Below are 22388 nucleotides of genomic sequence, written 5' to 3' on the forward strand. Positions count from 1 at the left end.
AGCCGGCGAAGGAACCGGTGGAGTGGTGATGACACGGCCGACGCCCGTACGGTGCCCCGCGATCGAGCACCCGGACCTGCCGCTCGCCGACCCGGCGGGCCTGGACCCGCTGCTGGCCCGCCTCGCGCAGGACCGCCCCGTCGAGGCCGACGAGACCTTCCCCCTCGGCACCCTGCGCGCCGACGGCCGCGTCGACCTGTGCAAGCAGGGCCTCGGCCCGGCCGGCGCCGCCCGCCTGCTGCCCGCCGCCACCGCCTCCCCGCACGCCGTGCACCTGCTGCTCGGCACCAACTCCATCGCCGACGGGGGCGCCCGCACCCTCGCCGCCGCCCTCACCGCGGCCGGCCCGGAGCACGGCCTGCACACCCTCTACCTCGGCTGCAACCGCATCGGCCCCGACGGCGTCCTGGCCCTCGCCGGCGCCCTCGCCGAGGACACCACCGTCCGTGCCCTCTGGCTCAAGCGGAACCCCGTCCAGGAGGACGGCGCCCGGACCCTGGCCGCCCTGCTGCGCCGCAACACCGCCCTGCGCACCCTCGACCTGGTCAACACCGGCATCGAGGCCGACGGCGTACGCCTCCTGCTGGACGCCCTGCGCACCCGCGAGACCCCGCTCGAACGCATCTACCTCGGCGGCAACGGCCTCACCGCCGAAGCGGCCCCGCTGCTCGCCGCCCTCATCCGCGAGGCCGGCGTCCGCGAGCTGTACGTCCCCGCCAACCACCTCGGCGACGAGGGCGCCGCGATCCTGGCGGCCGCCGCCGCCGAAGCCGGCCCCGACCGCCCGGTGCGCCTGGGCCTCGGCGGCAACGGCATCGGCGTGCCCGGGGCCCGCGCCCTGGCCGCGGCCCTCGGCGGCATCGAATCCCTGGACCTCGGCCGGGTCATGTCCGAGCGCAGCCTCGGCTCCACCGGCAACGCCACCGGAGACGAGGGCGCGTACGCCCTGGCCGACGCCCTGCCCGGCAGCGCGCTGCGCCGCCTGGAACTGCGCCACACCGGCATCACCGGCCGCGGCGCCAAGCGCCTGCTGGCCGCCCTCCCCGACGACTGCCCCCTGGAGCACGTCGGCCTCGGCCCCGGCACCCCCCGCCGCCTCAAGCGCTCCTTCGCCGAGCGGCTGCGCCCCGCCCGGGCCGGCCACCCCGACCTGCGGGCCATCGGGAGCGTGTACCGGTGAGCGCCTCCAGCGAGCAGTCCCTCGCCGACCTGCCGCCCGGCGCCCTGCACGACGAGGACGCCGCCGCCTGGCAGCGCATCCGCCGCTACGCGGTGCCCCGCTGGATGATCGAGCGGGCCACCGCGCACCGCCTGGCCGGGGACTGGCGCGCCGCCTGCGCCGCCGCCGGCACGGAGACCACCGTCGACCTGACGGCGCTCGCCGCCGAGCACGGCACCGCCGTCGCCGAAGCGGTGGCGGAGGACCTGCGCCACTTCGCCCCCGACCTGCTGCGCTGGCACCTGCCCCGGGTCCTGGGCGGCCGCACGGTCCTGGCCCCGAACCGCCGCGTCGTGCTGGCCCGTTACGGCTCCGGTCCGGACGCACCCCTCCTGTACGTCACCACCCGCGCCATGGTGGACGGCCCGCAGCGGCTGCGGCTGCACTGCGCGCCCGTCGACCCCGGGATGCGGCGCCACTCCTACGCCTCCTGGGTCGTCGAGGACTGGACCCGCGCCCGCTGGTTCTGGGACGCACGGCACACCGCCGAGCTGCGCTCCAGTGTCGGCCCGGCCGACCGCATCCCCTTCTTCCGCGCCGACGGCACCCCGCTGGGCGAGGACGAGCTGCCCACCGCCGACCCCGGACCCGCCGATCCCGCCGGACGCGCGGAGTGGGCCGCCGCGCTCCAGTGGCGCAGGGAGAGCGTCGAGGCCTTCGCCGCCGCCGGGATCGCACTCGACCTGAGCGCCCCGCCGAACGCCTACCGCTGGAGCGACTCCGCCGCCTCGCTGAAGGGCGCAGCGCTGGACCCGGCCCTGCTGGCCGCCGGGGTCCGCCGCCTCGCCGCGGCGGGCGCGGGCGACCGCTTCGAGTTCTCCCCGCACTGGCGCTGCCTGCTGCTGGTGGAACTCACCGGCGCCGACGGCGGGCTGCGGGCGCGGCTCGTCGACTCCTCCGAGGTGCGCGACGTGCCCCGGCTGCCGGACCACGCCTGGCGTCCGCTGCCCGACCTGCACCTCGTGCGCAGCGGCCGGACCGCCCCGCAGGAGCTGCACCCGCTCGTCGCCGACGCCCTGTTCCCCGGGGCCGGCCCGGCCGCGGGCCCGCCCGGCCCCGCCGCGCCGGGCCCCGTCCGGGTCCGCTGCGTCGGAGAGTGGCACGAGGTGGGCTCCCGCAACGGCGCACTCGAAGTCCCGCACACCGCCGAGGAGCAGCAGCGCGAGCGCGCCATGCGCGCGTTCGGCGGCGCCGTCGCCGGCTGCTTCGCCGTGCGCGAGGCGTGGACCACCGGCGAGGGCCGCCTCCCGCGCGGCCTGCGCGCCGAGCGCCGCGAGCTGTTCGAACGCGTCCAGCACGGAGACACCCCCGGCGTCCTCGCGCTGCTCGACGCGGGCCTCGACCCCCGGGTGCGCAACGGCCGCGGCCAGGGCCTGCTGCACCTGCTGCCCTTCGTACACCACGAGGAGCTGCTGCCCCGGCTGCTGGAGGCCGGTCTCGACCTGGAGCAGGAGGACGACGCCGAGCGCACCCCGCTCCAGTGCGCCGTCCAGAACGGCGGCACCGCGTCCCTGGTCAGGGCGCTCCTCGCGGCCGGGGCCCGTACCGACGTGGTCGACAACATGGAACTGTCGCTGGGCCAGGTGGTGACCCGGTACAAGCGCACCGACCTGACCTTCCTCAAGGAACTCGTGGAGGAGCGCCACCCCGGCATCAACTTCGAGGAGTACGACGAGTTCCTGGCCGAGCGCGCCGAATGGGGCGACTCCGACGACGAGGACTACGAAGAGGACGGCTACGCGGAGGCCGACGCCCCCGGGTCCGAAGCCCCCGGGGCGGGCGACGCGGTGGGCGCGGGCGCGTCCGGCGGCGACGGCGGGGTGCGGGAATGAGCACCGCGCCCGCCCCCGCGCTGGCCGCCGCCGACGCCCTCAACGCCCGGCTCGGCGCCACCCGTACCGAACCCGCGGCCAACCCCCAGCTGGAGGCCCTGGCCCTGGCGGTGACGGCCAACCAGCCCGTCCTGCTGTGGGGAGAGCCCGGCATCGGCAAGTCCGCCGGCATGGAGCGGCTCGCGGACGCCCTCGGGGTCCGGCTGGAGACCGTCATCGCCAGCGTCCACGAGCCCTCGGACTTCGCCGGCCTGCCCATCGTCGGCGACGACCCCGCCACCACCGGCGTGCCGATGGCCCCGCCGGACTGGGCGGTGCGCCTGGCCCGCACCGGGCACGGCCTGCTGTTCTTCGACGAGCTGTCCTCCGCCCCGCCCGCCGTCCAGGCCGCCCTGCTGCGCGTGGTCCTGGAACGCCGCGTCGGAAGCCTCGAACTGCCCGCGTCCGTACGGATCGTCGCCGCCGCCAACCCGCCGTCCAGCGCGGCCGACGGCTGGCACCTCAGCCCGCCGCTCGCCAACCGCTTCGTCCACCTCGACTGGACCCACGACGCCCGCACGGTCGCCCGCGGCATGGCCGGGACCTGGCCCGAGACGGCCCTTCCGGCGGTCGACCCCGCGCGGGCCGCAGGCGCGGCCGCCCGCGCCCGGGGCGTGATCTCCGGCTTCCTCACCGCCCGCCCGGGCCTGGTCCACCACATGCCGAACGACGCCGAGGGCCGCGGCCGGGCCTGGCCCTCCCCGCGCACCTGGGAGATGGCGCTGCGCCTGCTGGCCACCGGCTACGCGGCCGGCGCGGGCCGCGAGGCGCTGTCCGCCGCGCTCACCGGGGCCGTCGGCGACGGCGCGGGCCTGGAGCTGCTGACGTACCTGGAGAACCTGGACCTGCCCGACCCGGAGAAGGTGCTGGCCGACCCCGGCGCCTTCGCCCTGCCCCAGCGCGGAGACCGCCAGCTGGCCTTCCTCATCGCGGTCGTGGCCGCCGTGCAGGGCGAGCCCACCCGGCCCCGCTGGGAGGCCGGCTGGGCGGTGCTCGCCAAGGCCGTCGACGCGGGCGTGCCGGACGTGGCCGCGCGGGCCGCCGCCGACCTGGCCGCGATGCGCGACCTGTCCTGGCCCGTACCCGCCGGGATCGACGCCTTCGTGGAACTGCTCCAGCTGGCCGGGGCCCTCCCCGGCGCCCGCTGACCGGAGGGCCGCACCGGTGGACCGCCCCCTGGACCGGGCCAAGCTGCTCGCCGCCCGCTACGCGGCGGCCGAGGCCCGGCCCTACCTGGCCTCCGCCCTGTACGCGCTGACCGTCGTCCCCTCCCCGGGGCCGACGGGGGTGCGCACGATGGGCGTCGACCGGCACTGGCGCTGCTACGTCTCGCCCGAGTTCGTGGAGCGGACCCCCGTCCCCGAGCTGGCCGGCGTCTGGATCCACGAGGTCGCCCACCTGCTGCGCGACCACCACGGCCGGGCCGACCGGCTCCCCGCCGCCGACCAGCGCGATCCGCTGCGGATCAACATCGCCCAGGACTGCGAGATCAACGACGACCTCCTCGCGGACGGGCTGCGGCTGCCCGACGGCCGAATGGAGCCGGGCCGGTTCGGCCTCCCCGCGGGCGGCCTCTTCGAGGGCTACCTGCCCGGCATCCCGCGCACGCCCCCGCACGAGCACGTGGACTGCGGCTCCGGCGCGCACGGCGTGCCCGCGCCCTGGGAACTCGGCGACGACGGCGCCGGCACCGCCCGGATCGGCCCGGTGGAGGCGGAGGCCCTGCGCCGGACCACCGCCCAGGCGATGCGCGCCCACCGGCGCACCCGGGGCCGCGGCAGCCTGCCCGCCGGGTGGGAACGCTGGGCGCAGGAGGTGCTGGAGCCCGTCGTGGACTGGCGGCGCGCCCTGACGGGGGCGGTACGGGAGGCCGCCGCCTGGGCGGCCGGCGCCGTGGACTACACCTACCGCCGCCCCTCGCGCCGCACCCCCGCGCTGGGCGGCCGGGTGGTGCTGCCGAGCCTGCGCCGGCCGCTGCCCCGGGTCGCGATCGTCGTGGACACCTCCGGCTCCATGGGGGACGAGGAGCTCGCCGCCGCGCTCGGCGAGGTCACCGGAGTCCTGCGGGAGGTCGGCGTCGGCGGGAACCGGGTCGCGGTGCTGGCCTGCGACGCCGACGTCCAGGCCGTGAACCGGGTGACCAGCGCCCAGCAGGTGACCCTGGCCGGGGGCGGCGGCACCGACATGCGGGTGGGCATCGCCGCCGCGCTGGCCGTGCCCGACCGGCCGGACGTCGTCGTGGTCCTGACCGACGGGTACACCCCGTGGCCGGAGGGGGCCCTGCCCTGCCGGGTGATCGCCGCGCTGATCGGGGCGGACGCCCCGCAGCCGCCGGCCTGGGTGGAGACCGTACGGGTGGCCCCCGCCCGCTGACCGGCGAACTGGCCGGTTGTGTACGGTGGTTCGCCCGGTGATCACGAACGCGTGGCAGCATGGCCGGGCAGCACCGGCCAGAGCGGCCGAGCGGAGGGGGAGTCCGGTGACCGGAGTACGCAAGAGCCTGGCCAAGGTGGAGATATCCCTGCGCTGGGACCCCAGCCCGGCCGGGACGCCCCCGCACGACCTGGACCTCGTCGCCGGCGTCTTCGGGATCCGCGACCCGTACGGGGAGCCGGTGTACCTGGTGCACTTCGGCAGCCGCGCCCCCGACGGCACGGTCACCCTCGACCGGGACAGCCGCAACGGTCAGGGCTTCGGCTGGGACGAGGTGATGACCCTCGAACTGGACCGGATGGCGCCCGAGCTGGGCCGGGTCGTGGTCGGCGTGGTCATCCAGGACCCGGGCCCTGCGGGTGCGCCCGGCCGTACGGTCTTCGGCTCCGTCGCCGGGACCGGGCTGCGGATCCGGGAGGGCCACACCGACCTCGCCACCCTCGACTTCGCAGGGCTGGCCGGGGCGGCGTCGGCCACCGTCGCCGAGTTCGTCCGGGACGGCGCGGGCGGCTGGGCGCTGGACGCCCGGGCCCGCGGCTTCGAGGCGGACCCCCAGGAGTACACCCGGGTCATGGGCGCGGCCCGGGACTGACCGGCCGCGGGGCGCGGGGTCGCGCGGAGGCGGGACGCGCACCGAAGGCGTCCGGGCGGAAGGGGCCCGGCGCGGAACGCGTCCGCGCGGGGAGGTCCGTACCGGACGGGTCGGCGGTCCCCCTGCTCGGGAGGGCCGCCGACCCGTCCGGGTGGCGCGCTGCCGCCGTCCCCACGAGGCAGCGCGAGTGGGTCGCCGTCCGGTCATCGTGGACGGCGGCCCACCGGTTCAGGTGGCCGGTCGTTCGCCCGGGCCGATGCCCAGGGCGGGCAGCAGGGCCGCGTCGACGAACCTGACCAGGTACTCGGCGTCGGCGTAGCGCCCCTCCAGGACCGGCCGGATCCGCAGGACGCCCATCAGCTGCGCCGGGAGGAACTCCACGGCCGGATGGTCCGCGGTGATCTCGCCCCGCGCCACGGCCCGCGCCACGATCGCGTCGAAGGCGGCGAGCTCGGGCTCGACCAGCGCCTCGCGCAGCGCGCGCTGGAGGTCCTCGTCGCTGAGCACGGCGTTCCCGAGGGCCTGGGTCAGCCGGGTGTCGCGCCCGGAGGTGCCGGCCGCGATCCGGGCGGCCTCGCGCAGGTCGCCCGCCAGGTTCCCGGTGTCCACGTCGGCCAGCGTCCGCTCGCCGCGCCGCGCCCGGCTCGCGCGCAGGGCGGCGGCGACCAGCTGGGGCTTGGTCTTCCACTGCCGGTACAGCGTGGACTTGCCGCAGCAGGCCCGGGCGGCCACGCCCTCCATGGTGAGGGCCTCGTAGCCGTGCTCGCGCAGCTGGTCCAGGACGGCGTCGTAGAACTCCTGCTCGCGCTCCGGGCTGATCTTGGAGCGGCGCGCGGCGGCCTGCGGCGTGGACGTCATGGGGTGCGGCTCTCCTCGCGAGCTCCCGGGCGGTGGGTCGTGCCTCCGAGTGTACGGCCCCGGCGGCTTATCGCTACACCATCGTATCGATACGCGAATGTATCGATACACTGGCGTGTCGATCGGAAACGGTCCGACCGAATCCGCTCCACCCGAAAGAAGTGAGACCGGGGGATGACCTCCCACACCACACCCGGCCGGACACCCGCCCCCGCGGGCGGCGCCCGGCGCCGGCTCATACGCGAGCTGTTGCTCGTCGCGGGCCTGTTCGCCGTGTACAAGGCGGGCCGGATGCTCTCGACGGGCCGCACCGAGGAGGCCCACCGCAACGCGGGGTGGGTATGGGACGCCGAGCGCGCCCTGCACCTGCCCGGTGAAGGGGCCGTGCAGCGGCTGCTGCTCCACTCGGACGCCGCCGTCCACGCCGCGAACACCTACTACGCGGCCGTGCACTTCCCGGCGACCGTCCTGTTCCTCGTCTGGCTGTACCTGCGCCGCCCGGGGCACTACCTGTGGACCCGGCGGGTGCTCGCCGTCCTCACCGGCGCGGCCCTCGCCCTGCACCTGGCCTTCCCCCTCGCGCCGCCGCGGATGCTGGAGGCCGCGCACCTGGTCGACACCGGCCAGGTCTACGGGCCGACCGTCTACCGGGCCGCCCCGGCCGCCGACACGATGGCCAACCAGTTCGCCGCCATGCCCTCGCTGCACTTCGGCTGGGCGCTGATGCTGGCCCTCGGGATGATCGCCGCGACCCGGTCGCGGTGGCGGGTCCTGTGGCTGCTGCACCCCCTCGCCACGCTGCTCGTGGTCGTGGGCACCGCGAACCACTACTGGGCCGACGCCCTCGTGGCCACCCTGCTGCTGGGCGCGTCCCTCCTCCTCGTCCCCCGCCCGCCGGCCACCACCCCGGCCCCGGCGGCCGTCCCGGACTTGGTCGCCGTCCCGGACCTGGCCACCGCCCCGGACCTGGCTGCGACCCCGGCCCCGGTAGGCCGCCCGCCCCGCCCTCGCGGCCCGGCGGACCCCGTCCGGGAGGCAGCGGCCCCGGCGGCCGCCCCGGCCCCGGCCGTCATCGTGGCGGCGGGCCGCCCGGTGCCGCCGCCCGGGGAAGCGGCCGCGCCCGCCCCCGTACCCGCCGGAGGCGAGCGGTGAACGCCACCGTCCTCGCCGTCGCGCTCTGCCTGGCTTCCGCCGTCACCTACGCGGCCGCCGCCGTCGCCCAGGAGCGGCTCGCCCGCCGCGCCGTCGCCCGCACCGCCCGCGACCTGGTCGGCAACGGCGCCTGGTGGTGGTCGGCCGGGCTGAACGCCGGAGCCGCGCTGCTGCACGCCGCCGCCCTGCGCTACGGCCCGCTCACCCTGGTCCAGCCCCTGGGCGCGCTCACCCTCGTGGCCGCCGTCCCGCTCGGCGCACGCGGCGCCGGCCGGCGGGTCGCCGCCACCGAGTGGCGGGGCACCCTCGCCACCGTCGCCGGACTGGGCCTGCTGCTGCTCCCCGCCTCCGGCCCGGCCCCCGACGACACCCTCACCGTCGCCGAGGCCCTCACCGTCTCCGGGGCGACGCTGGCCGTGATCGCCCTGCTCACCGCCCGCAAGGACCCCGGCCCGGGCCTGCGCCACGCCACCGCCTCCGGGCTCGCCTCCGCCGTCGCCTCCGCCCTGACCCAGACCGTCGCCGTGGCGGGCGGCCGCGGCGGCTCCCTGCTCAGCGCCCGGGTGGTCACCGTGGCCCTGCTCGTCGTGGTCTTCGCCGTCGGCGGGATGCTGCTCTCGCAGCGGGCCTACCGGGGCGGCCTCGGCGCCCCGCTCGCCGTGGTCAACCTGGCCAACCCCCTCGCCGCCGCCGTCATCGGCATGGCCCTGCTCGGCGAACGCCTCCAGGGCGGGACCCTGGGCATCGTGTTCGCCGCCGCCGGAGCCCTCGCGGCCGGCCGGGGGGTCCTGCTGCTGACCCGGACCGCACCCGGCGACCAGGCCGGCGAAACCCGCGCCGTACCGGCCGGCCATGTGACAGCATGACCGCCATGGCCGACCGCTCGTACCTCTCCCTGTGGTCCCGGGACTCCGTGCTGTCCATCGGCTCGGTGGGCTCCGTGCTCTCCGTCGGCTCGGTGGGCAGCGTGCTGTCCGTCGCCTCCTTCGGCTCCGCGCTCAGCATCGGCTCGGCGGCCTCCTGGCTGAGCGCGGGCTCCGCCTTCTCGGCCCGCTCCGCACTCTCGCTCTTCTCGTACCGCTCCCGGGGCGGCCTCGCCGTGGCCGGGATCGGTGCCGTGACGGCCGCCGTCGCCGCCACCGCGCTCCTGCGCGCCCGCCACCGCTGAGAACCGCCGGGCCGGCGGCTGCGTCCTCCCCACCGTAGAGACGCTGACCAACGAGCGGAGTGAACGACCATGGGCATCATCGGCTGGATCGTCCTGGGCCTGCTGGCCGGAGGCATCGCCAAGATCCTGCTGCCCGGCCGGGACCCCGGCGGCTTCATCGGCACCACCCTCATCGGCGTCGCGGGCGCCTTCATCGGCGGCTGGCTCTCCGCCCGGTTCCTGGACCGCCCGATCCAGAACCACTTCTTCGACCTCGCCACCTGGGGCGCCGCCATCGCCGGCTCCCTCGTCCTGCTCATCGGCTACCGCATCCTCTTCGGCAACTCCCGCGATTAGGGGGTCCCGCATACGCTAGGCCCGCACGGCGCGACGTACGAGATGCGAGGAGCCCCAGCCACATGAGCGTCACCCCCGTCCCCACCGCCGACCTCTACGACGAGCACGGCGAGCACCTCGGCATCTGCACCACCGCCTTCCGCCCCATCGGCGGCCGCCGCCTCTTCGCCGGGCCCGTGCGCACCGTCCGCTGCCACGAGGACAACGCCCTGCTGCGCGAACTCCTCCACACCCCCGGCGAGGGCGCCGTCCTCGTCGTCGACGGCGGCGGCTCGCTGCGCACCGCCCTCGTCGGCGACCTCATCGCCGGCGCGGCGGAGCGCTCCGGCTGGGCCGGACTGATCGTCAACGGGGCGGTCCGCGACAGCGTCGCCCTCGGCGGGCTCGCCCTCGGCGTCCAGGCGCTGGGCACCTGCCCCCGCAAGAGCGGCAAGACCGGCGCGGGCGCCGTCGACGAGCCCGTCACCATCGGCGGCGTCACCTTCCGCCCCGGCGACACCGTGTACGTGGACGACGACGGCGTCGTGGTCCTCCCCGCCGCCTGACGCGCCGGCGCGACCACCCGGAGCAGGGGCGAGATCCCGCCAGGACCGGACCACCGGCCCTGGCGGGCGGAGCCCGGCAGCCGCTTCACTGCGGGCCCATGAGACGACACAGGATCATGGGCCTGCTCGGCGCGCTCACCCTCGCCGCGGGCACCCTGGCCGCCACCGCCGGACCCGCGGCCGCCACCCCCGCCCCGGTCTCCGCCCGGCCCGCGGACACCCCGCCCGCCGAGTTCGGCACCGACTGGCACGACCCCCTCACCGCCGCCCCGCCCGTCGCGCACCCCGTCACCCGGTCCTGCCGGGTGACCCTGGCCGAGGCGCAGTTCCGCGACTTCACCCCCTACCGGGGCGCCTACACCCCGCCCGAGGGCTGCGGCCGCGCCGACTGGGCCGCGGTGGTGCTGCGCCTCGACGGCAAGGTCAAGGGCCGCCAGTACGACCGCCTCGGCCACCTCGCCCTCGGCGGGGTGGAGATCCTGCGCACCTCCACGCCCGAACCCTCGCCCGAGGGCATCGAGTGGTCCGTCGAGAAGGACGTCACCCGCTACCGCGACACCCTCGCCCGCCCGCAGCCCGTCGAGATGCTGATCGGCAACGTCGTCGACGACACCTACACCGGGGTCATCGACGTCAAGGTCACCCTCACCTTCTACGCCGCCGAGGGCCGCACCCGCCCCGCCCCCGCCCCCGACCGGGTCCTCCCGCTCACCACCCCGGACGTCACCACCCCGCGCAACACCGAACGGCTCCTCGCCGAGGTCTACGCCACCGGCTCGGGCGGCGGCTGCGAGGAGTACTGGTACATGACCGTCCCCGACGCGGCCCCCTACTCCTGCAAGGCCGCCGACGGCCCCTACCGCGAGGTCCGGATCTCCGTCGACGGACAGCTCGCCGGGCTCGCCGCGCCCTTCCCGACCGTCTGGACGGGCGGCTGGTCCAACCCCTTCCTCTGGTACGTCACCCCCGGTCCCCGCGCCTTCGACGTCCAGCCGATCGTCTACGACCTCACCCCCTACGCCGCCCTCCTCAACGACGGCCGCCCGCACCGGATCGAGGTGGCCGTCGCAGGGGTCCCGGCCGGCCAGAGCGGCTGGAGCACCCCCGCCAACCTGCTGCTGTGGCAGGACCGGGGCCGCGAGGTCGTCACCGGCGCCCTCACCCGCCACGAGGAGGCGGCCCCCACCGGCACCTCCCGCTGGACGCCCGCCGCCCCCGGCGGCGAACACCGCCTCGACACCGAGGGCGCCCACCGCCTCACCGTCGCCGGCCACCTCGACACCTCCCACGGCCGGGTCACCACCACCGTCACCCGGGCGGTGTCCCACACCTCCGCCCACCGCTGGACCGACGGCGAGAACCTCGACGCCCTCACCGCCTCATGGAACGACCAGGAGAGCGTCACCCGGGGCGCCGACACCACCCGCACGACCCGCGCGTACACCATGGACGGCGCGACCACCCTCGGCGCCGGCGACCGGCTGCGCACCGTCCTCTCCCTGGGCGACCGGGCCGACACCCTCACCCTGCGTGGCGGCCGCCAGACCGGGCGGACCCGCCTCGACGACCGGTACACGGGCGACGCCTCGTACACCGCGAACGTCCCGCGCGACCAGCGCCACGCGGTCGGCACCACCACCGCCCACTACCAGCTGTACGGGACGGGAACCGGGGGCGGCTGTTACGACCGTACGGTGACCACCGTGCAGGGCGCCCTGACGGCGGACCGCCGCCGCTGCTGACGGTGGCGCCCTCTACGATGACCGGCCATGGACACGAGTGAGGCCGGCAGACGGCTTGTCGACGGCCGTTTCGAACTGATCGCACCCCTGGGCGCCGGAGGCATGGGAACGGTGTGGCGCGCCCGCGACATCGCCCTGCACCGCGAGGTCGCCCTCAAGGAGGTGCGCCCGCCGGACCCGGCGTCCGAGGCCGCCAACCCCGGGCTCTCCGCCCAGATGCGCGAGCGGGCCGTGCGCGAGGCCCGGGCCCTGGCCCGCCTCGCGCACCCCGGCGTGGTGACGATCCACCACATCGTCGAGCCGGCGCCCGGCACCGACGGCCACCCGTGGATCGTGATGGAGCTGGTCAAGGGCGGCTCCCTGCACGACCGGCTGGCCGACGGACCCATGCCCGTCGCCGACGTGCTGCGGCTCGGGCTCGACGTCCTGTCGGCGCTGCGCGCCGCGCACGCCGAAGGGGTCCTGCACCGGGACGTGAAACCGGCCAACGTGCTGCTGCGGCCCGACGGCGCCGCGGTGCTGACCGACTTCGGCATCGCCGCCCTCGGCGGGGCGACCGCCCTCACCTCCACCGGGGTCCTGATCGGCTCGCCCGAGTACATCGCCCCCGAGCGCGCGCGGGGCGAGGAGGGCCTCGCCGCCTCCGACCTCTGGTCCCTCGGCATGATGCTGTACGTGGCCGCCGAAGGTACCCACCCGCTGCGCCGCGCCACCAGCCTGGCCACCGTCGTCGCCGTCCTCGACGACCCGATCCCCGCGCCGGTGCGCTCCGGCCCGCTGGGCCCCGTCTTGGAACGGCTGCTCGTACGGGACCCGGCTGTGCGGCCCGACGGCCCCGCACTGGAAGCCCTGCTCCGCGCCGCGAGCGCCGCCGCCGGAACCGGCACGGCCACGGCAGGGTCCCCGCCGGCGTACGCGCCCCCGCCCCCGGTGTCGGACACCCGGCCCTTCGTCCCCGGCGGCGGCTCCCTGTACGACCGCACCGCACCCGTCACCCCGGCCCGCGCCCGCCGTCTGCGGCCCGTCCTGATCGGCGCCCTGCTCGTGCTGGCCCTCACCGGCGGCGCCGTCGGCCTCGTCCGGATGCTGCCCGACGGGACGTCCGACGCCTCCGGCACGCACGCGAAGGCGGGCGCCGCCGGGACCCCCACCGCGACCACCGCCGGCCGGCCCGCCGCCCCGGACGCCGCACCGTCCACGCCGCAGGGCGGCGGTGGCGCCACCGCGGCCAAGGGCGGCCTGCTCACCCCCGACCGGGTCCGCACCGCGCTCGCCGCCTTCAAACAGCAGACCGGCACCACCGCCTTCGTGGAGATGACCGTCTACGAGGGGTACGTGCTCGCCTCCGTTCCCACCGCCGACGGCGCCGGGACCTACGACCGCTACGAGTACCGCGACGGCCGGGTCAAGCGCGACGGCCCCGGCGGCAGGATCGACGGGACCAAGCCGCTCATCGACATGAGCGCCGTGAACTGGGACGCCCTGCCCGGCCTCCTCGACAAGGCCCAGCAGGAACTCGGCGTCACCAAGCCGACCTCCCGCTACGTCATCGTCGAGCCCTGGATCTTCGACGGCGGCGCCACCTCCGTGCGGCCCTACCTCAGCGACGAGTACGGCCGGGGCGGCTACCTGTACGCCGACGCCCAGGGCGACGTGAAGAAGGTCTACCGCTCCTGACATCGTTTCCCCCGTACCGGAGCACCCGGTACGGGGAAACGGTACGAGGGAGCACCCACACCATGCCGAGCTGGCGCACCACCCTCACCCGGGCCGGGATATCCGCGCCCGGGCTGCGGGACGACTACACCCGGGCCGCGCGCGGGGTGCTGCGCCGCGACCCCGCGCACTTCGTCACCCTGCGCCTGCTCGCGGCGCCGCCCCTGGTGCCCTGGCTCGCGGCCGGCCTGGCCTTCATGAACCTCGTCGACGACGTGGCCGAGACCGGCACCCCGCAGGAGCGCTCCGCGGGCCTCGCCGCGCTCGCCGCACGCACCGGTGCGGCGCTGGAGAGCGGCGACAGCCCCGACCCGCTGCTCCGCGCCTACGCCCACGCCGTCCGCTCCCGCGGGCTGCCCGCCCACTGGGTCACCCGCTTCCTGGACGGAGCGGCCACCGCCGAGGCCGGCTTCGACGGGTTCGGCACCGAGGAGGACTTCCAGGCCTACCTCGACGCCTACGCCTGGCCCGGCGTCCTGGTCTTCACCGGACTCCAGTACCCGGGAGGGCCCGACGCCGCCCAGGCCGCGGGCTGGCGCACCTTCGTGGACGCCGCACAGCGCGTCGACTTCCTCGCCGACCTGTCCGGCGACCTCGCCGAGGGCCGGCTCTGCATCCCGCGCGCCCGGCTCGCCGAGCACTCCGTGACCCGCGCCGACCTCGAACGGGCCCGCGACACCCCGGCCGTGCGCGCCCTCCTGCGCGCCGAGTGCCGGCGCGCCCGTACGGCGCTCGACGCCGCCGACGACGGCATCCTCGACCTCACCGCACCCGGGCTGCGCCCGGTGGTCGCCGCCATGACCGAGCTCATGGGGCACCAGCTGACCGCGGTGGAGCGGGCCGGCGCCCGCCTCCTGCGCAAGGACGTCGGCTACGGCCTGGCGGCCCCGGCGGGCACCCTGGTCCGCGCACTGCGCCGCCGGGCGTTGTGACATTCGTACCGGCCGGGACCGTACGGGCGGCTCTGCAGGCGTCCCCGCCCCGGTCCCTAACGTGGTGGTCATGACAGAGCAGACGTCCGCACCGCCGCTCGGGCGGGACGGCGCACAGGTGGAACGGGAAGCGGGAACGGACATGCGGGACGGGTGCCGGGGCACGAAGGAACGGAAGGCCGACCGGAAGGCCGACTGGAAGGCCGACTGGCCGGCCCGCAAGGCCGCATGGCGGGCGGCGGAGAAGGCCCGCAAGGCCCGGGGCGAGGCCCCCGACTACGGCAGGGGCCCCATGGGCCCGCCCAACGCCTTCGCCCTGCTGCCCTGGCTGCTGCTGGGCATGGGCGCCATCTCCAACGTCGTCCACGGGGAGACCCCGAACCCCTGGATCGGGGCACTGGGCCTGCTGGTCTTCAACTCCCTCTACATCACCCTGGTGTTCCGCGCCTTCGACAAGCGGGCCCGGGAGGCGGCCGCCACCCGCTGGTGCCTGCTCGCACTCGGCGCCGTCACCTGCGCCCTGTCCGGTGCCTACGGCGGCAACTGGCTGCTGTTCTTCCCGCTGCTGGGCCTCGCCACCGGAGCGGTGGTCCGCGGCCGCCGCCTGGGTCAGGTCATGTTCGGCATCAGCGCCCTCGCGGGTGTGATCGGCGGACTGCGCGAGGGCTGGGACGCCCTGGGCATCGTCTACGGGACCTTCCTGTCCGGTCTGGTCACCGCCGCCATCCTCGCCCTGTCCGAGACCGTGCGGGAACTGCGCGACACCCGGCAGGAGCTGGCCCGGGCCGCGGTCGACCAGGAGCGGCTGCGCTTCTCCCGCGACCTGCACGACCTGCTCGGCCACACCCTGTCGGTGATCGTCGTGAAGTCGGAGGCGGCCCGGCGCATCGCCCCCCGCGACCTGGACGCCGCCCTCGGCCAGGTCCGCGACATCGAGACCGTCGGCCGCCAGGCCCTGACCGAGATCAGGGAAGCCGTCACCGGCTACCGCGAAGCCAGCCTGGCCACCGAACTCGACCGGGCCCGGAGCGTGCTGACCGCCGCCGGCATCGAACCCCTGGTGCGCCAGTCGGGGCCCCCGCTGCCCCCGCAGGCCGCCGCCCTGCTGGGATGGGTGGTCCGCGAGGCCGCCACCAACACGGTCCGCCACAGCGGGGCCGCCACCTGCGAGATCGAGGTGCACGGCGCGGCGGAACGGGTCCGGCTCGTGATCACGGACGACGGCCGCGGCGTGGGCTCCACCCCGCCGGGCAGCGGACTGACCGGCCTCGGAGAGCGCCTCGCGGCCGCCGGCGGCACGCTGACCAGCGGTCCCGTACCGGGCGGGGGCTTCCGGGTCAGCGCCGAACTGCCGGTGGAAGCGGCCGCGGGCATCGAGGAGGGGGCTACCCGATGACGAACAGTCCGGCGAGCGCGAGCACTCCGGAGACGGAGCAGACGATCCGCTGGTTCCGGTTCCAGCGGTCCCAGCCCCGCTCGCCGCGGCCGCCGACCAGGATGCCCACCGAGCCGAGTACGAACATGCCGAAGCCGACCGTCTCCCTCATCGCGTCCTTCTCCCAACTCGCCTTCCGGGCACGCCGGTCCGGGACGGGTGAGGATACGCCGCCGGGGCCGTCCGGCACGAGGGGAACGTCCGCCCTCCCGGGGGCGGGGCACCGCCCCCGGGCGCCTAGGCTGGCCGCATGACCGAGCCTGACGCGGAGCGCGCCGTGACACCGACCAGAGTCCTCCTCGCCGAGGACCAGGGCATGATGCGGGGCGCCCTGGCCCTGCTGCTCGGGCTCGAGGAGGACATGGAGGTCGTCGCGCAGGTGGCCGCCGGGGACGAGATCCTGCCCGCCGCCCTCGACGCCCGGCCCGACGTCGCCCTCCTCGACATCGAACTCCCCGGCCGCAGCGGGCTCGACGCCGCCGCCGACCTGCGCACGGCGCTCCCCGGCTGCCGGGTGCTGATCCTGACCACCTTCGGCCGCCCCGGCTACCTGCGCCGGGCGATGGAGGCGGGGGCGGCCGGGTTCCTGGTCAAGGACGGGCCGGTGGAGGAACTGGCCGCCGCGATCCGCCGGGTGCTGGCGGGGGAGACCGTCGTCGACCCCTCGCTCGCGGCGGCCGCGCTCAGCGCCGGCCCCAACCCGCTGACCCCGCGCGAGGCCGACGTCCTGAACGCGGCCGTCGACGGGGCCACGGTCGCCGACATCGCGGCCCGGGTGCACCTGTCGGAGTCGACCGTGCGGAACTACCTCTCGGCGGCCATCGGCAAGACCGGCACCCGCAACCGCATGGAGGCCGTCCGCGCGGCCCGCCGCCAGGGCTGGCTCTGACGCACGGCGGGGGCGGCCGGGCCGCCTGGGTAGGGTGGGGGCGACGGCACACCGTCGAACGGAAGCGCGAAGCCCGCCGAGAGTGCGGACACCGCCGAGAACGAGGAGCAGACGTGAGCGAGCCGGCGTCCATCGCCCTGCAGCAGGAGATCGCCCGGGAGCTGGAGGTCGCCGAGACCTTCGACGCCGAGCGGGAGATCGAGCGCCGGGTGGCCTTCCTCGCCGAGCGGCTGACCTCCACGGGCCTGCGCTCCCTCGTGCTCGGCATCAGCGGCGGCGTCGACTCCACCACCGCCGGCCGGCTGTGCCAGCTCGCCGTCGAGCGGGCGCGCGCGGCCGGGCACGAGGCCCGCTTCTACGCGATGCGGCTGCCCTACGGCGTCCAGGCCGACGAGCACGACGCCCAGCTCGCCCTGTCCTTCATCCGCGCCGACGAGGTCCTGACCGTGGACGTCAGGCCGGCGAGCGACGCCGCGCTGGAGGCCGCGCGGGCCGCCGGCGTGGAGTTCCGCGACGCCCACCACGAGGACTTCGTCCACGGCAACATCAAGGCCCGCCAGCGCATGATCGCCCAGTACGCGGTGGCCGGCGCCCGGGACGGCCTGGTGGTCGGCACCGACCACGCCGCCGAGGCGGTCTCCGGCTTCTTCACCAAGTTCGGCGACGGGGCCGCGGACCTGGTCCCGCTGACCGGTCTGACCAAGCGCCGGGTGCGCGGGGTCGCGGACGCCCTGGGCGCGCCCGCCGAGCTGGTGTGGAAGACCCCGACCGCCGACCTGGAGACCCTCGACCCGGGCAAGGCCGACGAGGACGCCCTCGGGGTCACCTACGACGACATCGACGACTTCCTGGAGGGCAAGCCGGTCGACGCGCGGGCCTTCGAGACGATCGTCCGCCGCTACCGGCTCACCGACCACAAGCGGCGGCTGCCGATCGCCCCGGGGCACCTTCCGGCTCAGTAGGCGCCGTTGACGTTGTCGATGGAGCCGTAGCGGGCGGCGGCGTAGTTGCAGGCGGCCGTGATGTTCGCGACGGGGTCGTACGAGTCCATCGCGGTGCCGGGCACGTGGTAGGCCCGGAAGGTCGGGTCGATGACCTGGAGCAGGCCCTTCGAGGGGATGCCGGCCGCGGCGTTGGAGTCCCAGTTGTTGATGGCGAGGGGATTGCCCGAGGACTCCCGCATCACGTTGCGGTGGATCCCGTTGTAGGTGCCGGGGATCCCGTGCTCGGCCATGATGTCCAGCGACTGCCGGATCCAGCCGTCCAGGTTGTTCGCGTAGGTCTTGGCGGCGGCGGGCACCGCGGCGGGCTTGGCGGCGAGCGCCGTGGCCCGGGTGGCGGCGGCCTTCGCGGCGCCGCCGAGGGTCAGCTTGAGGCCGGGGCGGATGACGGAGGGGTCTTTTCCGATGACCCCGCGGTTGGCGTCGTAGAGGGCCTGCCAGCCGCCGTCCACGGAATGCTCCGTCGCGATCTTCGTGAGGGTGTCGCCGCCGACCACGGAATAGACCAGGGGGGCCGCCGCCTTTTCCACGGCCGGTTCGGCGGCCGGTGCGGCCGCGGGACGGGCCAGGGTGCTCACGGCGGGCGCCGCGGCCGGCTGCGCGACGGCCGCCCCGGCCGTGGTCACGCTGATCAGGGGGAGGGCGAGGGCCGCTCCGCCCGTGCCGGCGAAGGCCAGCCTGCGGGCGATCCTGTGCTGCTTCGGCCGACGGTGCTTACCGGATGCGGGCATGGGCGTGTCCTCACGTGGGGGTACGGGAGAGCCCCGGCGGCGGCCGGATTCGGCATGCGGCCACCGGGAATGAGGGTGACCGTAGGCGAGCGCGGGGGGCCGGACAAGACGGGAATTCCCCCCGGAGATCGACTTCTCTCCGGCCCCCCGGTAAATGACCTTGGAAAACTTATCCGGAAATCCCGGTTTTCCTTTCCGGGAAAAGGGAATCGACCCTTCCGGGGAAATTGATGTTGGCCCGGCGGGTGTGGTTCACATCACGGGCCCGCCGGGCCCTCCGGGCCCGCGCTCAATACGGGCAATTCGCGGGTCGATGCCGCCGATTGGGGCGACTCGCGCGAGAGTGCTGTTTGGTGAGAAATAGGGACGAATCGGGCGTGGCTGCGGGGGTTCGCGGCGAGGTCAGAGCGCGGCCAGCTCCTTCAGGGCGGCCGCCACCGCCGCATCCGACGCCGGCAGCAGCGGAAGCCGTACGTCCGGCGTCGGGATCCGCCCCTGTGCGTGGAGCACGCCCTTGACCACCGCCGGGTTCGGCTCCGTGAAGAGCGCCGCCGAGAGCCGCGCCAGCCCGTGGCCCAGCTCCCGGGCCCGCGCCGCGTCGCCGTCCCGCCAGGCCCCGGCCAGCTCCGCGAACCGCTCCGTCGCCAGGTGCGCCGAGGCGAGGATCCCGCCCGATGCCCCGAGCGCCAGCAGCGGCGACAGGTACACGTCGTCCCCGGCCAGCACCGCGAACCCCTCCGGCAGATCGCCCAGCAGCGCCACCGCCTCCTGGCCGATCCCGCCGCCCGCGTACTTCACCCCGGCCACCCCGGGCAGCGAGCCGAGGGCGCGCAGCGCGGCCGCGCCGAGCGGCTGCCCCGTGCGGTACGGGATGTGATAGACGATCAGCGGTACCGGGCTCACCTCGGCCAGCCGTGCGAAGTGGGCCAGCACCCCCGCCGACCCCGGCCGGACGAACGGCGGTACCGCCACCAGCGCCGCCCCCGCCTCCGGACACCGTGCCAGCTCCGCCAGCGAGGCCTCCGCCGCGCGGGTCCCGCCCGCCCCCGCCCCCACCGTGAGGGACGCGCCCCGCTCCCGGCAGACCCGGGCGCAGACCCCGGTCACCAGCTCCCGCTCGGCCTCCTCCAGGGCGGCCGCCTCGGCGGTCGTGCCCAGGGCGACGATCCCGGCCGCGCCCGCTTCGAGCACCTCGTGCGCGAGGGCCTCCAGAGCCCCGGTGGCGACCTCCCCGCCGCGGGTGAAGGGGGTGACGAGCGGGACGTGGATCCCGCCGGGGAAGGGCCCCGTGCCCCGGCCCGAGGTCCGGCCCGGCGTCCGCCCCGTCTGCCGTTCGCCGTGCCGCTCCGCGTGCCGTGCCGTGTGTCGTTCGGTGTCCTGTCGCATGTCCAAGAGCCTCACCCGCCCCGAGCGCCGAATCCAGTTCACGTTCCTTACGTGATCCGTAAGCTGAGCCGATGCTCGACGTACGCCGCCTGCGGCTCCTGCGCGAACTCGCCCGGCGTGGCACCATCGCCGCCGTGGCCGAGGCCCTCGCCTACAGCCCCTCCGCCGTCTCCCAGCAACTCGCCGTCCTCGAACGCGAGGCGGGGCTGCCGCTGCTGGAGCGCACCGGCCGCCGGGTCCGGCTCACCCCGGCGGCCCAGAACCTGGTCGGGCACGCCGAGGCGGTCCTGGAGCGGCTGGAACGGGCCGACGCCGACCTCGCCGAGGCCCGCAGCGGCCTCGCCGGGGTGCTGCGGATCGGCGCCTTCCCCACGGCGACCCGCGCCCTCGTCCCGGCCGCCCTGGTCCACCTGGCCCGCCGCCACCCGGCGCTGGAGCCGATGGTCCACGAGACGGACCCGGCGGCGGTCGCGCACGCACTGCGGGCCGGTGACCTGGACGTCGCCCTCGTCCACGAGTACGACTTCGTCCCCGCGCCCCCGGAGCCGGGGCTGGCCACCCGGCCGCTGTACGGGGAGGCGATGTACCTGGCCGCCCCGGCCCCGGCCCCGGCTCCGGCTCCGGCTCCGGCTCCGGCCCCGGCTCCGGCTCCGGCTCCGGCCCCGGCTCCGGCTCCGGCCCCGGCTCCGGCCCCGTCTCAGGCTCCGGCTCCGGCCCCGGCGCCCGCACCGGCCGCGGGACCCGCCGGCGGCCCCGACCAGGGCGCCGTCCTGCGGGCCCACCGCGACGCGCCCTGGATCACCGCCACCCCCGGCACCCTCTGCCACGCCATGACCCTGCGCGCCTGCCAGGCGGCCGGGTTCACCCCGCGCGTCCGCCACCGCATCGACGAGTTCGCCACCGTCCTCGCGCTGGTCGCGGCCGGGCAGGGGGTGGCCGTCGTACCGCAGCTCGGGGTGACCGGACCCCCGGGCTCCGGCGTCGCCCTGACCCGCCTCCACATGGAACGCCGCACCAAGATCGCCTTCCGCAGCGGGGCCGGCGCCCACCCCGCCGTGGCCGCCTTCACCGCCTCGCTCCGCGCCTGCGTACCGCCGGATCTGGCCGTACCGCGCGCCGGAGCGTGACACAACTCCCGTACCGCGCCCCGCCCGTGTACGTTCGGTGATCCAGACCGATCCGATCAGAACGGGGTACGACGTGGCACATCGCGTACGAGGAGTCATCGCGCGGAGCAAGGGCGCACCGGTGGAGACGACCACGATCCTCGTGCCCGACCCGGGGCCGGGCGAGGCCCTGGTCAAGGTCCAGGCCTGCGGGGTCTGTCACACCGACCTGCACTACCGCGAGGGCGGCATCAACGACGAGTTCCCCTTCCTCCTCGGCCACGAGGCGGCCGGCGTCGTCGAGTCCGTCGGCCCGGACGTCACCTCCGTCGCCCCCGGCGACTTCGTGGTCCTCAACTGGCGCGCGGTGTGCGGCACCTGCCGGGCCTGCAAGCGCGGGCGCCCCTGGTACTGCTTCGCCACGCACAACGCCACCCAGCCCATGACCCTGGAGGACGGCACCCCGCTCTCCCCGGCGCTGGGCATCGGAGCCTTCGCGGAGAAGACCCTCGTCGCCGCCGGACAGTGCACCAAGGTGGACCCGGCCGCCTCGCCCGCCGCCGCGGGCCTCCTGGGCTGCGGGGTGATGGCCGGCCTCGGCGCCGCCCTGAACACCGGCAACGTCGGGCGCGGGGACTCGGTCGCCGTCATCGGCTGCGGGGGAGTGGGCAACGCGGCGGTCGCCGGGGCCCGGCTGGCCGGCGCCTCGAAGATCATCGCCGTCGACCTGGACGACCGGAAGCTGGAGTGGGCGCGCGGACTCGGCGCCACCCACACCGTCAACGGCCGCACGCAGGACGTGGTCAAGGCGATCCAGGAGCTGACCGGCGGGAACGGCGCGGACGTGGTCGTCGAGGCCGTCGGCCGCCCCGAGACCTACCAGCAGGCCTTCTACGCCCGCGACCTGGCCGGCACGGTGGTGCTGGTCGGCGTGCCGACGCCGGACATGAAGCTCGAACTCCCGCTCCTCGACGTCTTCGGCCGCGGCGGTTCCCTCAAGTCTTCCTGGTACGGGGACTGCCTGCCCGAGCGCGACTTCCCGCTCCTGATCGACCTCTACCTCCAGGGCCGGCTCGACCTGGACGCCTTCGTCTCCGAGACCATCCCGCTCGACGGGGTCGAGGAGGCCTTCGCCCGTATGGAGCGCGGTGAGGTGCTCCGCTCGGTGGTCGAGTTCTGACCCGGTGACGGCGGGGGCGGTTCCGTAGACTCGGCCGGACCGCACACCTCCGCCCGCCCCGGCCGCGACCCGGCCGGGGCCCCGGCGGAGGCCCGC

The 22388-nt window shown here is 76.2% G+C and carries 22 protein-coding genes; 18 read left to right on the forward strand and 4 right to left on the reverse strand.

Features of this window, described 5'->3' with window-relative positions; genetic code table 11:
- The first annotated feature begins 28 nt into the window (after window positions 1-28).
- The 5 genes from AB0469_RS30240 (at window position 29) to AB0469_RS30260 (ending at window position 6115) form a co-directional block, all read left to right on the forward strand.
- Entirely contained in the window at window positions 29-1180 is a 1152-nt protein-coding gene (locus tag AB0469_RS30240; protein ID WP_366454630.1) for a gala protein, read from the forward strand.
- On the forward strand, window positions 1177-3051 hold the full coding sequence (locus tag AB0469_RS30245) for an ankyrin repeat domain-containing protein (protein WP_366454631.1): 1875 nt from the start codon (window positions 1177-1179) through the stop codon (window positions 3049-3051). The genes AB0469_RS30240 and AB0469_RS30245 overlap by 4 nt, the downstream gene beginning before the upstream one ends.
- Window positions 3048-4238 carry an AAA family ATPase gene (locus tag AB0469_RS30250; RefSeq protein WP_366454632.1) on the forward strand — a complete coding sequence of 397 codons (1191 nt, stop codon included), beginning with the start codon at window positions 3048-3050 and terminating at the stop codon, window positions 4236-4238. Before AB0469_RS30245 ends, AB0469_RS30250 begins: the two co-directional genes overlap by 4 nt.
- Before the next feature lie 16 nt (window positions 4239-4254).
- Window positions 4255-5463 (forward strand): VWA-like domain-containing protein, encoded by a 1209-nt coding sequence (locus AB0469_RS30255; RefSeq protein ID WP_366454633.1) that lies wholly within the window; start codon window positions 4255-4257, stop codon window positions 5461-5463.
- A 106-nt stretch (window positions 5464-5569) separates the two neighbouring features.
- Entirely contained in the window at window positions 5570-6115 is a 546-nt protein-coding gene (locus AB0469_RS30260; protein ID WP_366454634.1) for a TerD family protein, read from the forward strand.
- A 228-nt stretch (window positions 6116-6343) separates the two neighbouring features.
- Here AB0469_RS30260 and AB0469_RS30265 read toward each other — a convergent pair whose 3' ends face one another.
- Window positions 6344-6973, reverse strand: coding sequence for a TetR/AcrR family transcriptional regulator (locus AB0469_RS30265; RefSeq protein WP_366454635.1), 630 nt, complete (start codon window positions 6971-6973; stop codon window positions 6344-6346).
- 174 nt (window positions 6974-7147) lie between these two features.
- On the opposite strand from AB0469_RS30265, the gene AB0469_RS30270 reads away from it, so the two are divergent.
- The 9 genes from AB0469_RS30270 to AB0469_RS30310 all read left to right on the forward strand — a co-directional run bounded on the left by AB0469_RS30270 (window position 7148) and on the right by AB0469_RS30310 (window position 15960).
- Entirely contained in the window at window positions 7148-8125 is a 978-nt protein-coding gene (locus tag AB0469_RS30270; protein WP_366454636.1) for a phosphatase PAP2 family protein, read from the forward strand.
- The gene (locus AB0469_RS30275; protein ID WP_366454637.1) at window positions 8122-8991 is read left to right on the forward strand and encodes a hypothetical protein; all 870 of its coding nucleotides are present in this window, start codon (window positions 8122-8124) and stop codon (window positions 8989-8991) included. Before AB0469_RS30270 ends, AB0469_RS30275 begins: the two co-directional genes overlap by 4 nt.
- Before the next feature lie 5 nt (window positions 8992-8996).
- Window positions 8997-9293 (forward strand): hypothetical protein, encoded by a 297-nt coding sequence (locus AB0469_RS30280; RefSeq protein WP_366454638.1) that lies wholly within the window; start codon window positions 8997-8999, stop codon window positions 9291-9293.
- A gap of 69 nt (window positions 9294-9362) precedes the next feature.
- The gene (locus AB0469_RS30285; protein WP_042810319.1) at window positions 9363-9629 is read left to right on the forward strand and encodes a GlsB/YeaQ/YmgE family stress response membrane protein; all 267 of its coding nucleotides are present in this window, start codon (window positions 9363-9365) and stop codon (window positions 9627-9629) included.
- 62 nt (window positions 9630-9691) lie between these two features.
- Window positions 9692-10174, forward strand: coding sequence for a ribonuclease E activity regulator RraA (rraA, locus tag AB0469_RS30290; protein ID WP_366454639.1), 483 nt, complete (start codon window positions 9692-9694; stop codon window positions 10172-10174).
- A 98-nt stretch (window positions 10175-10272) separates the two neighbouring features.
- Complete coding sequence (locus tag AB0469_RS30295) at window positions 10273-11916, forward strand: peptide-N4-asparagine amidase (protein ID WP_366454640.1); 1644 nt, start codon at window positions 10273-10275, stop codon at window positions 11914-11916.
- 27 nt (window positions 11917-11943) lie between these two features.
- Complete coding sequence (locus tag AB0469_RS30300; RefSeq protein WP_366454641.1) at window positions 11944-13593, forward strand: serine/threonine-protein kinase; 1650 nt, start codon at window positions 11944-11946, stop codon at window positions 13591-13593.
- Window positions 13594-13655: 62 nt separating this feature from the next.
- Window positions 13656-14564 (forward strand): squalene/phytoene synthase family protein, encoded by a 909-nt coding sequence (locus AB0469_RS30305; RefSeq protein WP_366454642.1) that lies wholly within the window; start codon window positions 13656-13658, stop codon window positions 14562-14564.
- Window positions 14565-14706: 142 nt separating this feature from the next.
- Window positions 14707-15960 (forward strand): sensor histidine kinase, encoded by a 1254-nt coding sequence (locus AB0469_RS30310; RefSeq protein ID WP_366454702.1) that lies wholly within the window; start codon window positions 14707-14709, stop codon window positions 15958-15960.
- On the opposite strand, the gene AB0469_RS30315 is transcribed toward AB0469_RS30310, so the two are convergent.
- Window positions 15950-16111: a hypothetical protein gene (locus AB0469_RS30315; protein WP_366454643.1), complete on the reverse strand. Its 162-nt coding sequence runs from the start codon at window positions 16109-16111 to the stop codon at window positions 15950-15952. The genes AB0469_RS30310 and AB0469_RS30315 overlap by 11 nt on opposite strands.
- Before the next feature lie 138 nt (window positions 16112-16249).
- On the opposite strand from AB0469_RS30315, the gene AB0469_RS30320 reads away from it, so the two are divergent.
- Entirely contained in the window at window positions 16250-16888 is a 639-nt protein-coding gene (locus AB0469_RS30320) for a response regulator transcription factor (RefSeq protein ID WP_366454644.1), read from the forward strand.
- Window positions 16889-17001: 113 nt separating this feature from the next.
- Window positions 17002-17850: an ammonia-dependent NAD(+) synthetase gene (gene nadE, locus AB0469_RS30325; protein WP_366454645.1), complete on the forward strand. Its 849-nt coding sequence runs from the start codon at window positions 17002-17004 to the stop codon at window positions 17848-17850.
- On the opposite strand, the gene AB0469_RS30330 is transcribed toward nadE, so the two are convergent.
- Together AB0469_RS30330 and AB0469_RS30335 are read right to left on the reverse strand one after the other, a co-directional pair.
- Window positions 17844-18620, reverse strand: coding sequence for a LysM peptidoglycan-binding domain-containing protein (locus tag AB0469_RS30330; RefSeq protein WP_366454646.1), 777 nt, complete (start codon window positions 18618-18620; stop codon window positions 17844-17846). The two genes, nadE and AB0469_RS30330, sit on opposite strands and share 7 nt — an antisense overlap.
- Window positions 18621-19022: 402 nt before the next feature.
- Window positions 19023-20006, reverse strand: coding sequence for a dihydrodipicolinate synthase family protein (locus AB0469_RS30335; RefSeq protein WP_366454647.1), 984 nt, complete (start codon window positions 20004-20006; stop codon window positions 19023-19025).
- A 71-nt stretch (window positions 20007-20077) separates the two neighbouring features.
- Here AB0469_RS30335 and AB0469_RS30340 point away from each other — a divergent pair, with 71 nt between their 5' ends.
- Both AB0469_RS30340 and AB0469_RS30345 read left to right on the forward strand, forming a co-directional pair.
- The gene (locus AB0469_RS30340; protein ID WP_366454648.1) at window positions 20078-21133 is read left to right on the forward strand and encodes a LysR substrate-binding domain-containing protein; all 1056 of its coding nucleotides are present in this window, start codon (window positions 20078-20080) and stop codon (window positions 21131-21133) included.
- Between the two features lie 73 nt (window positions 21134-21206).
- Window positions 21207-22292 (forward strand): S-(hydroxymethyl)mycothiol dehydrogenase, encoded by a 1086-nt coding sequence (locus tag AB0469_RS30345; protein ID WP_366454649.1) that lies wholly within the window; start codon window positions 21207-21209, stop codon window positions 22290-22292.
- The last annotated feature ends 96 nt before the right edge of the window (window positions 22293-22388 follow it).

Source organism: Streptomyces sp. NPDC093801 (genome assembly GCF_040701585.1).
In the GTDB taxonomy this organism is placed as follows: Bacteria; Actinomycetota; Actinomycetes; order Streptomycetales; family Streptomycetaceae; genus Streptomyces.

What these genes read in the sequence shown, in the direction of transcription:
- AB0469_RS30240 (WP_366454630.1), top strand. Translation starts at nt 29, where the DNA reads ATGACACGGCCGACGCCCGTACGGTGCCCCGCGATCGAGCACCCGGAC.
- AB0469_RS30250 (WP_366454632.1), top strand. Translation starts at nt 3,048, where the DNA reads ATGAGCACCGCGCCCGCCCCCGCGCTGGCCGCCGCCGACGCCCTCAAC.
- AB0469_RS30265 (WP_366454635.1), bottom strand. Translation starts at nt 6,973, where the DNA reads ATGACGTCCACGCCGCAGGCCGCCGCGCGCCGCTCCAAGATCAGCCCG.
- AB0469_RS30270 (WP_366454636.1), top strand. Translation starts at nt 7,148, where the DNA reads ATGACCTCCCACACCACACCCGGCCGGACACCCGCCCCCGCGGGCGGC.
- AB0469_RS30280 (WP_366454638.1), top strand. Translation starts at nt 8,997, where the DNA reads ATGGCCGACCGCTCGTACCTCTCCCTGTGGTCCCGGGACTCCGTGCTG.
- AB0469_RS30285 (WP_042810319.1), top strand. Translation starts at nt 9,363, where the DNA reads ATGGGCATCATCGGCTGGATCGTCCTGGGCCTGCTGGCCGGAGGCATC.
- rraA (WP_366454639.1), top strand. Translation starts at nt 9,692, where the DNA reads ATGAGCGTCACCCCCGTCCCCACCGCCGACCTCTACGACGAGCACGGC.
- AB0469_RS30295 (WP_366454640.1), top strand. Translation starts at nt 10,273, where the DNA reads ATGAGACGACACAGGATCATGGGCCTGCTCGGCGCGCTCACCCTCGCC.
- AB0469_RS30300 (WP_366454641.1), top strand. Translation starts at nt 11,944, where the DNA reads ATGGACACGAGTGAGGCCGGCAGACGGCTTGTCGACGGCCGTTTCGAA.
- AB0469_RS30305 (WP_366454642.1), top strand. Translation starts at nt 13,656, where the DNA reads ATGCCGAGCTGGCGCACCACCCTCACCCGGGCCGGGATATCCGCGCCC.
- AB0469_RS30310 (WP_366454702.1), top strand. Translation starts at nt 14,707, where the DNA reads ATGCGGGACGGGTGCCGGGGCACGAAGGAACGGAAGGCCGACCGGAAG.
- AB0469_RS30315 (WP_366454643.1), bottom strand. Translation starts at nt 16,111, where the DNA reads ATGAGGGAGACGGTCGGCTTCGGCATGTTCGTACTCGGCTCGGTGGGC.
- AB0469_RS30320 (WP_366454644.1), top strand. Translation starts at nt 16,250, where the DNA reads ATGACCGAGCCTGACGCGGAGCGCGCCGTGACACCGACCAGAGTCCTC.
- AB0469_RS30330 (WP_366454646.1), bottom strand. Translation starts at nt 18,620, where the DNA reads ATGCCCGCATCCGGTAAGCACCGTCGGCCGAAGCAGCACAGGATCGCC.
- AB0469_RS30335 (WP_366454647.1), bottom strand. Translation starts at nt 20,006, where the DNA reads ATGCGACAGGACACCGAACGACACACGGCACGGCACGCGGAGCGGCAC.
- AB0469_RS30340 (WP_366454648.1), top strand. Translation starts at nt 20,078, where the DNA reads ATGCTCGACGTACGCCGCCTGCGGCTCCTGCGCGAACTCGCCCGGCGT.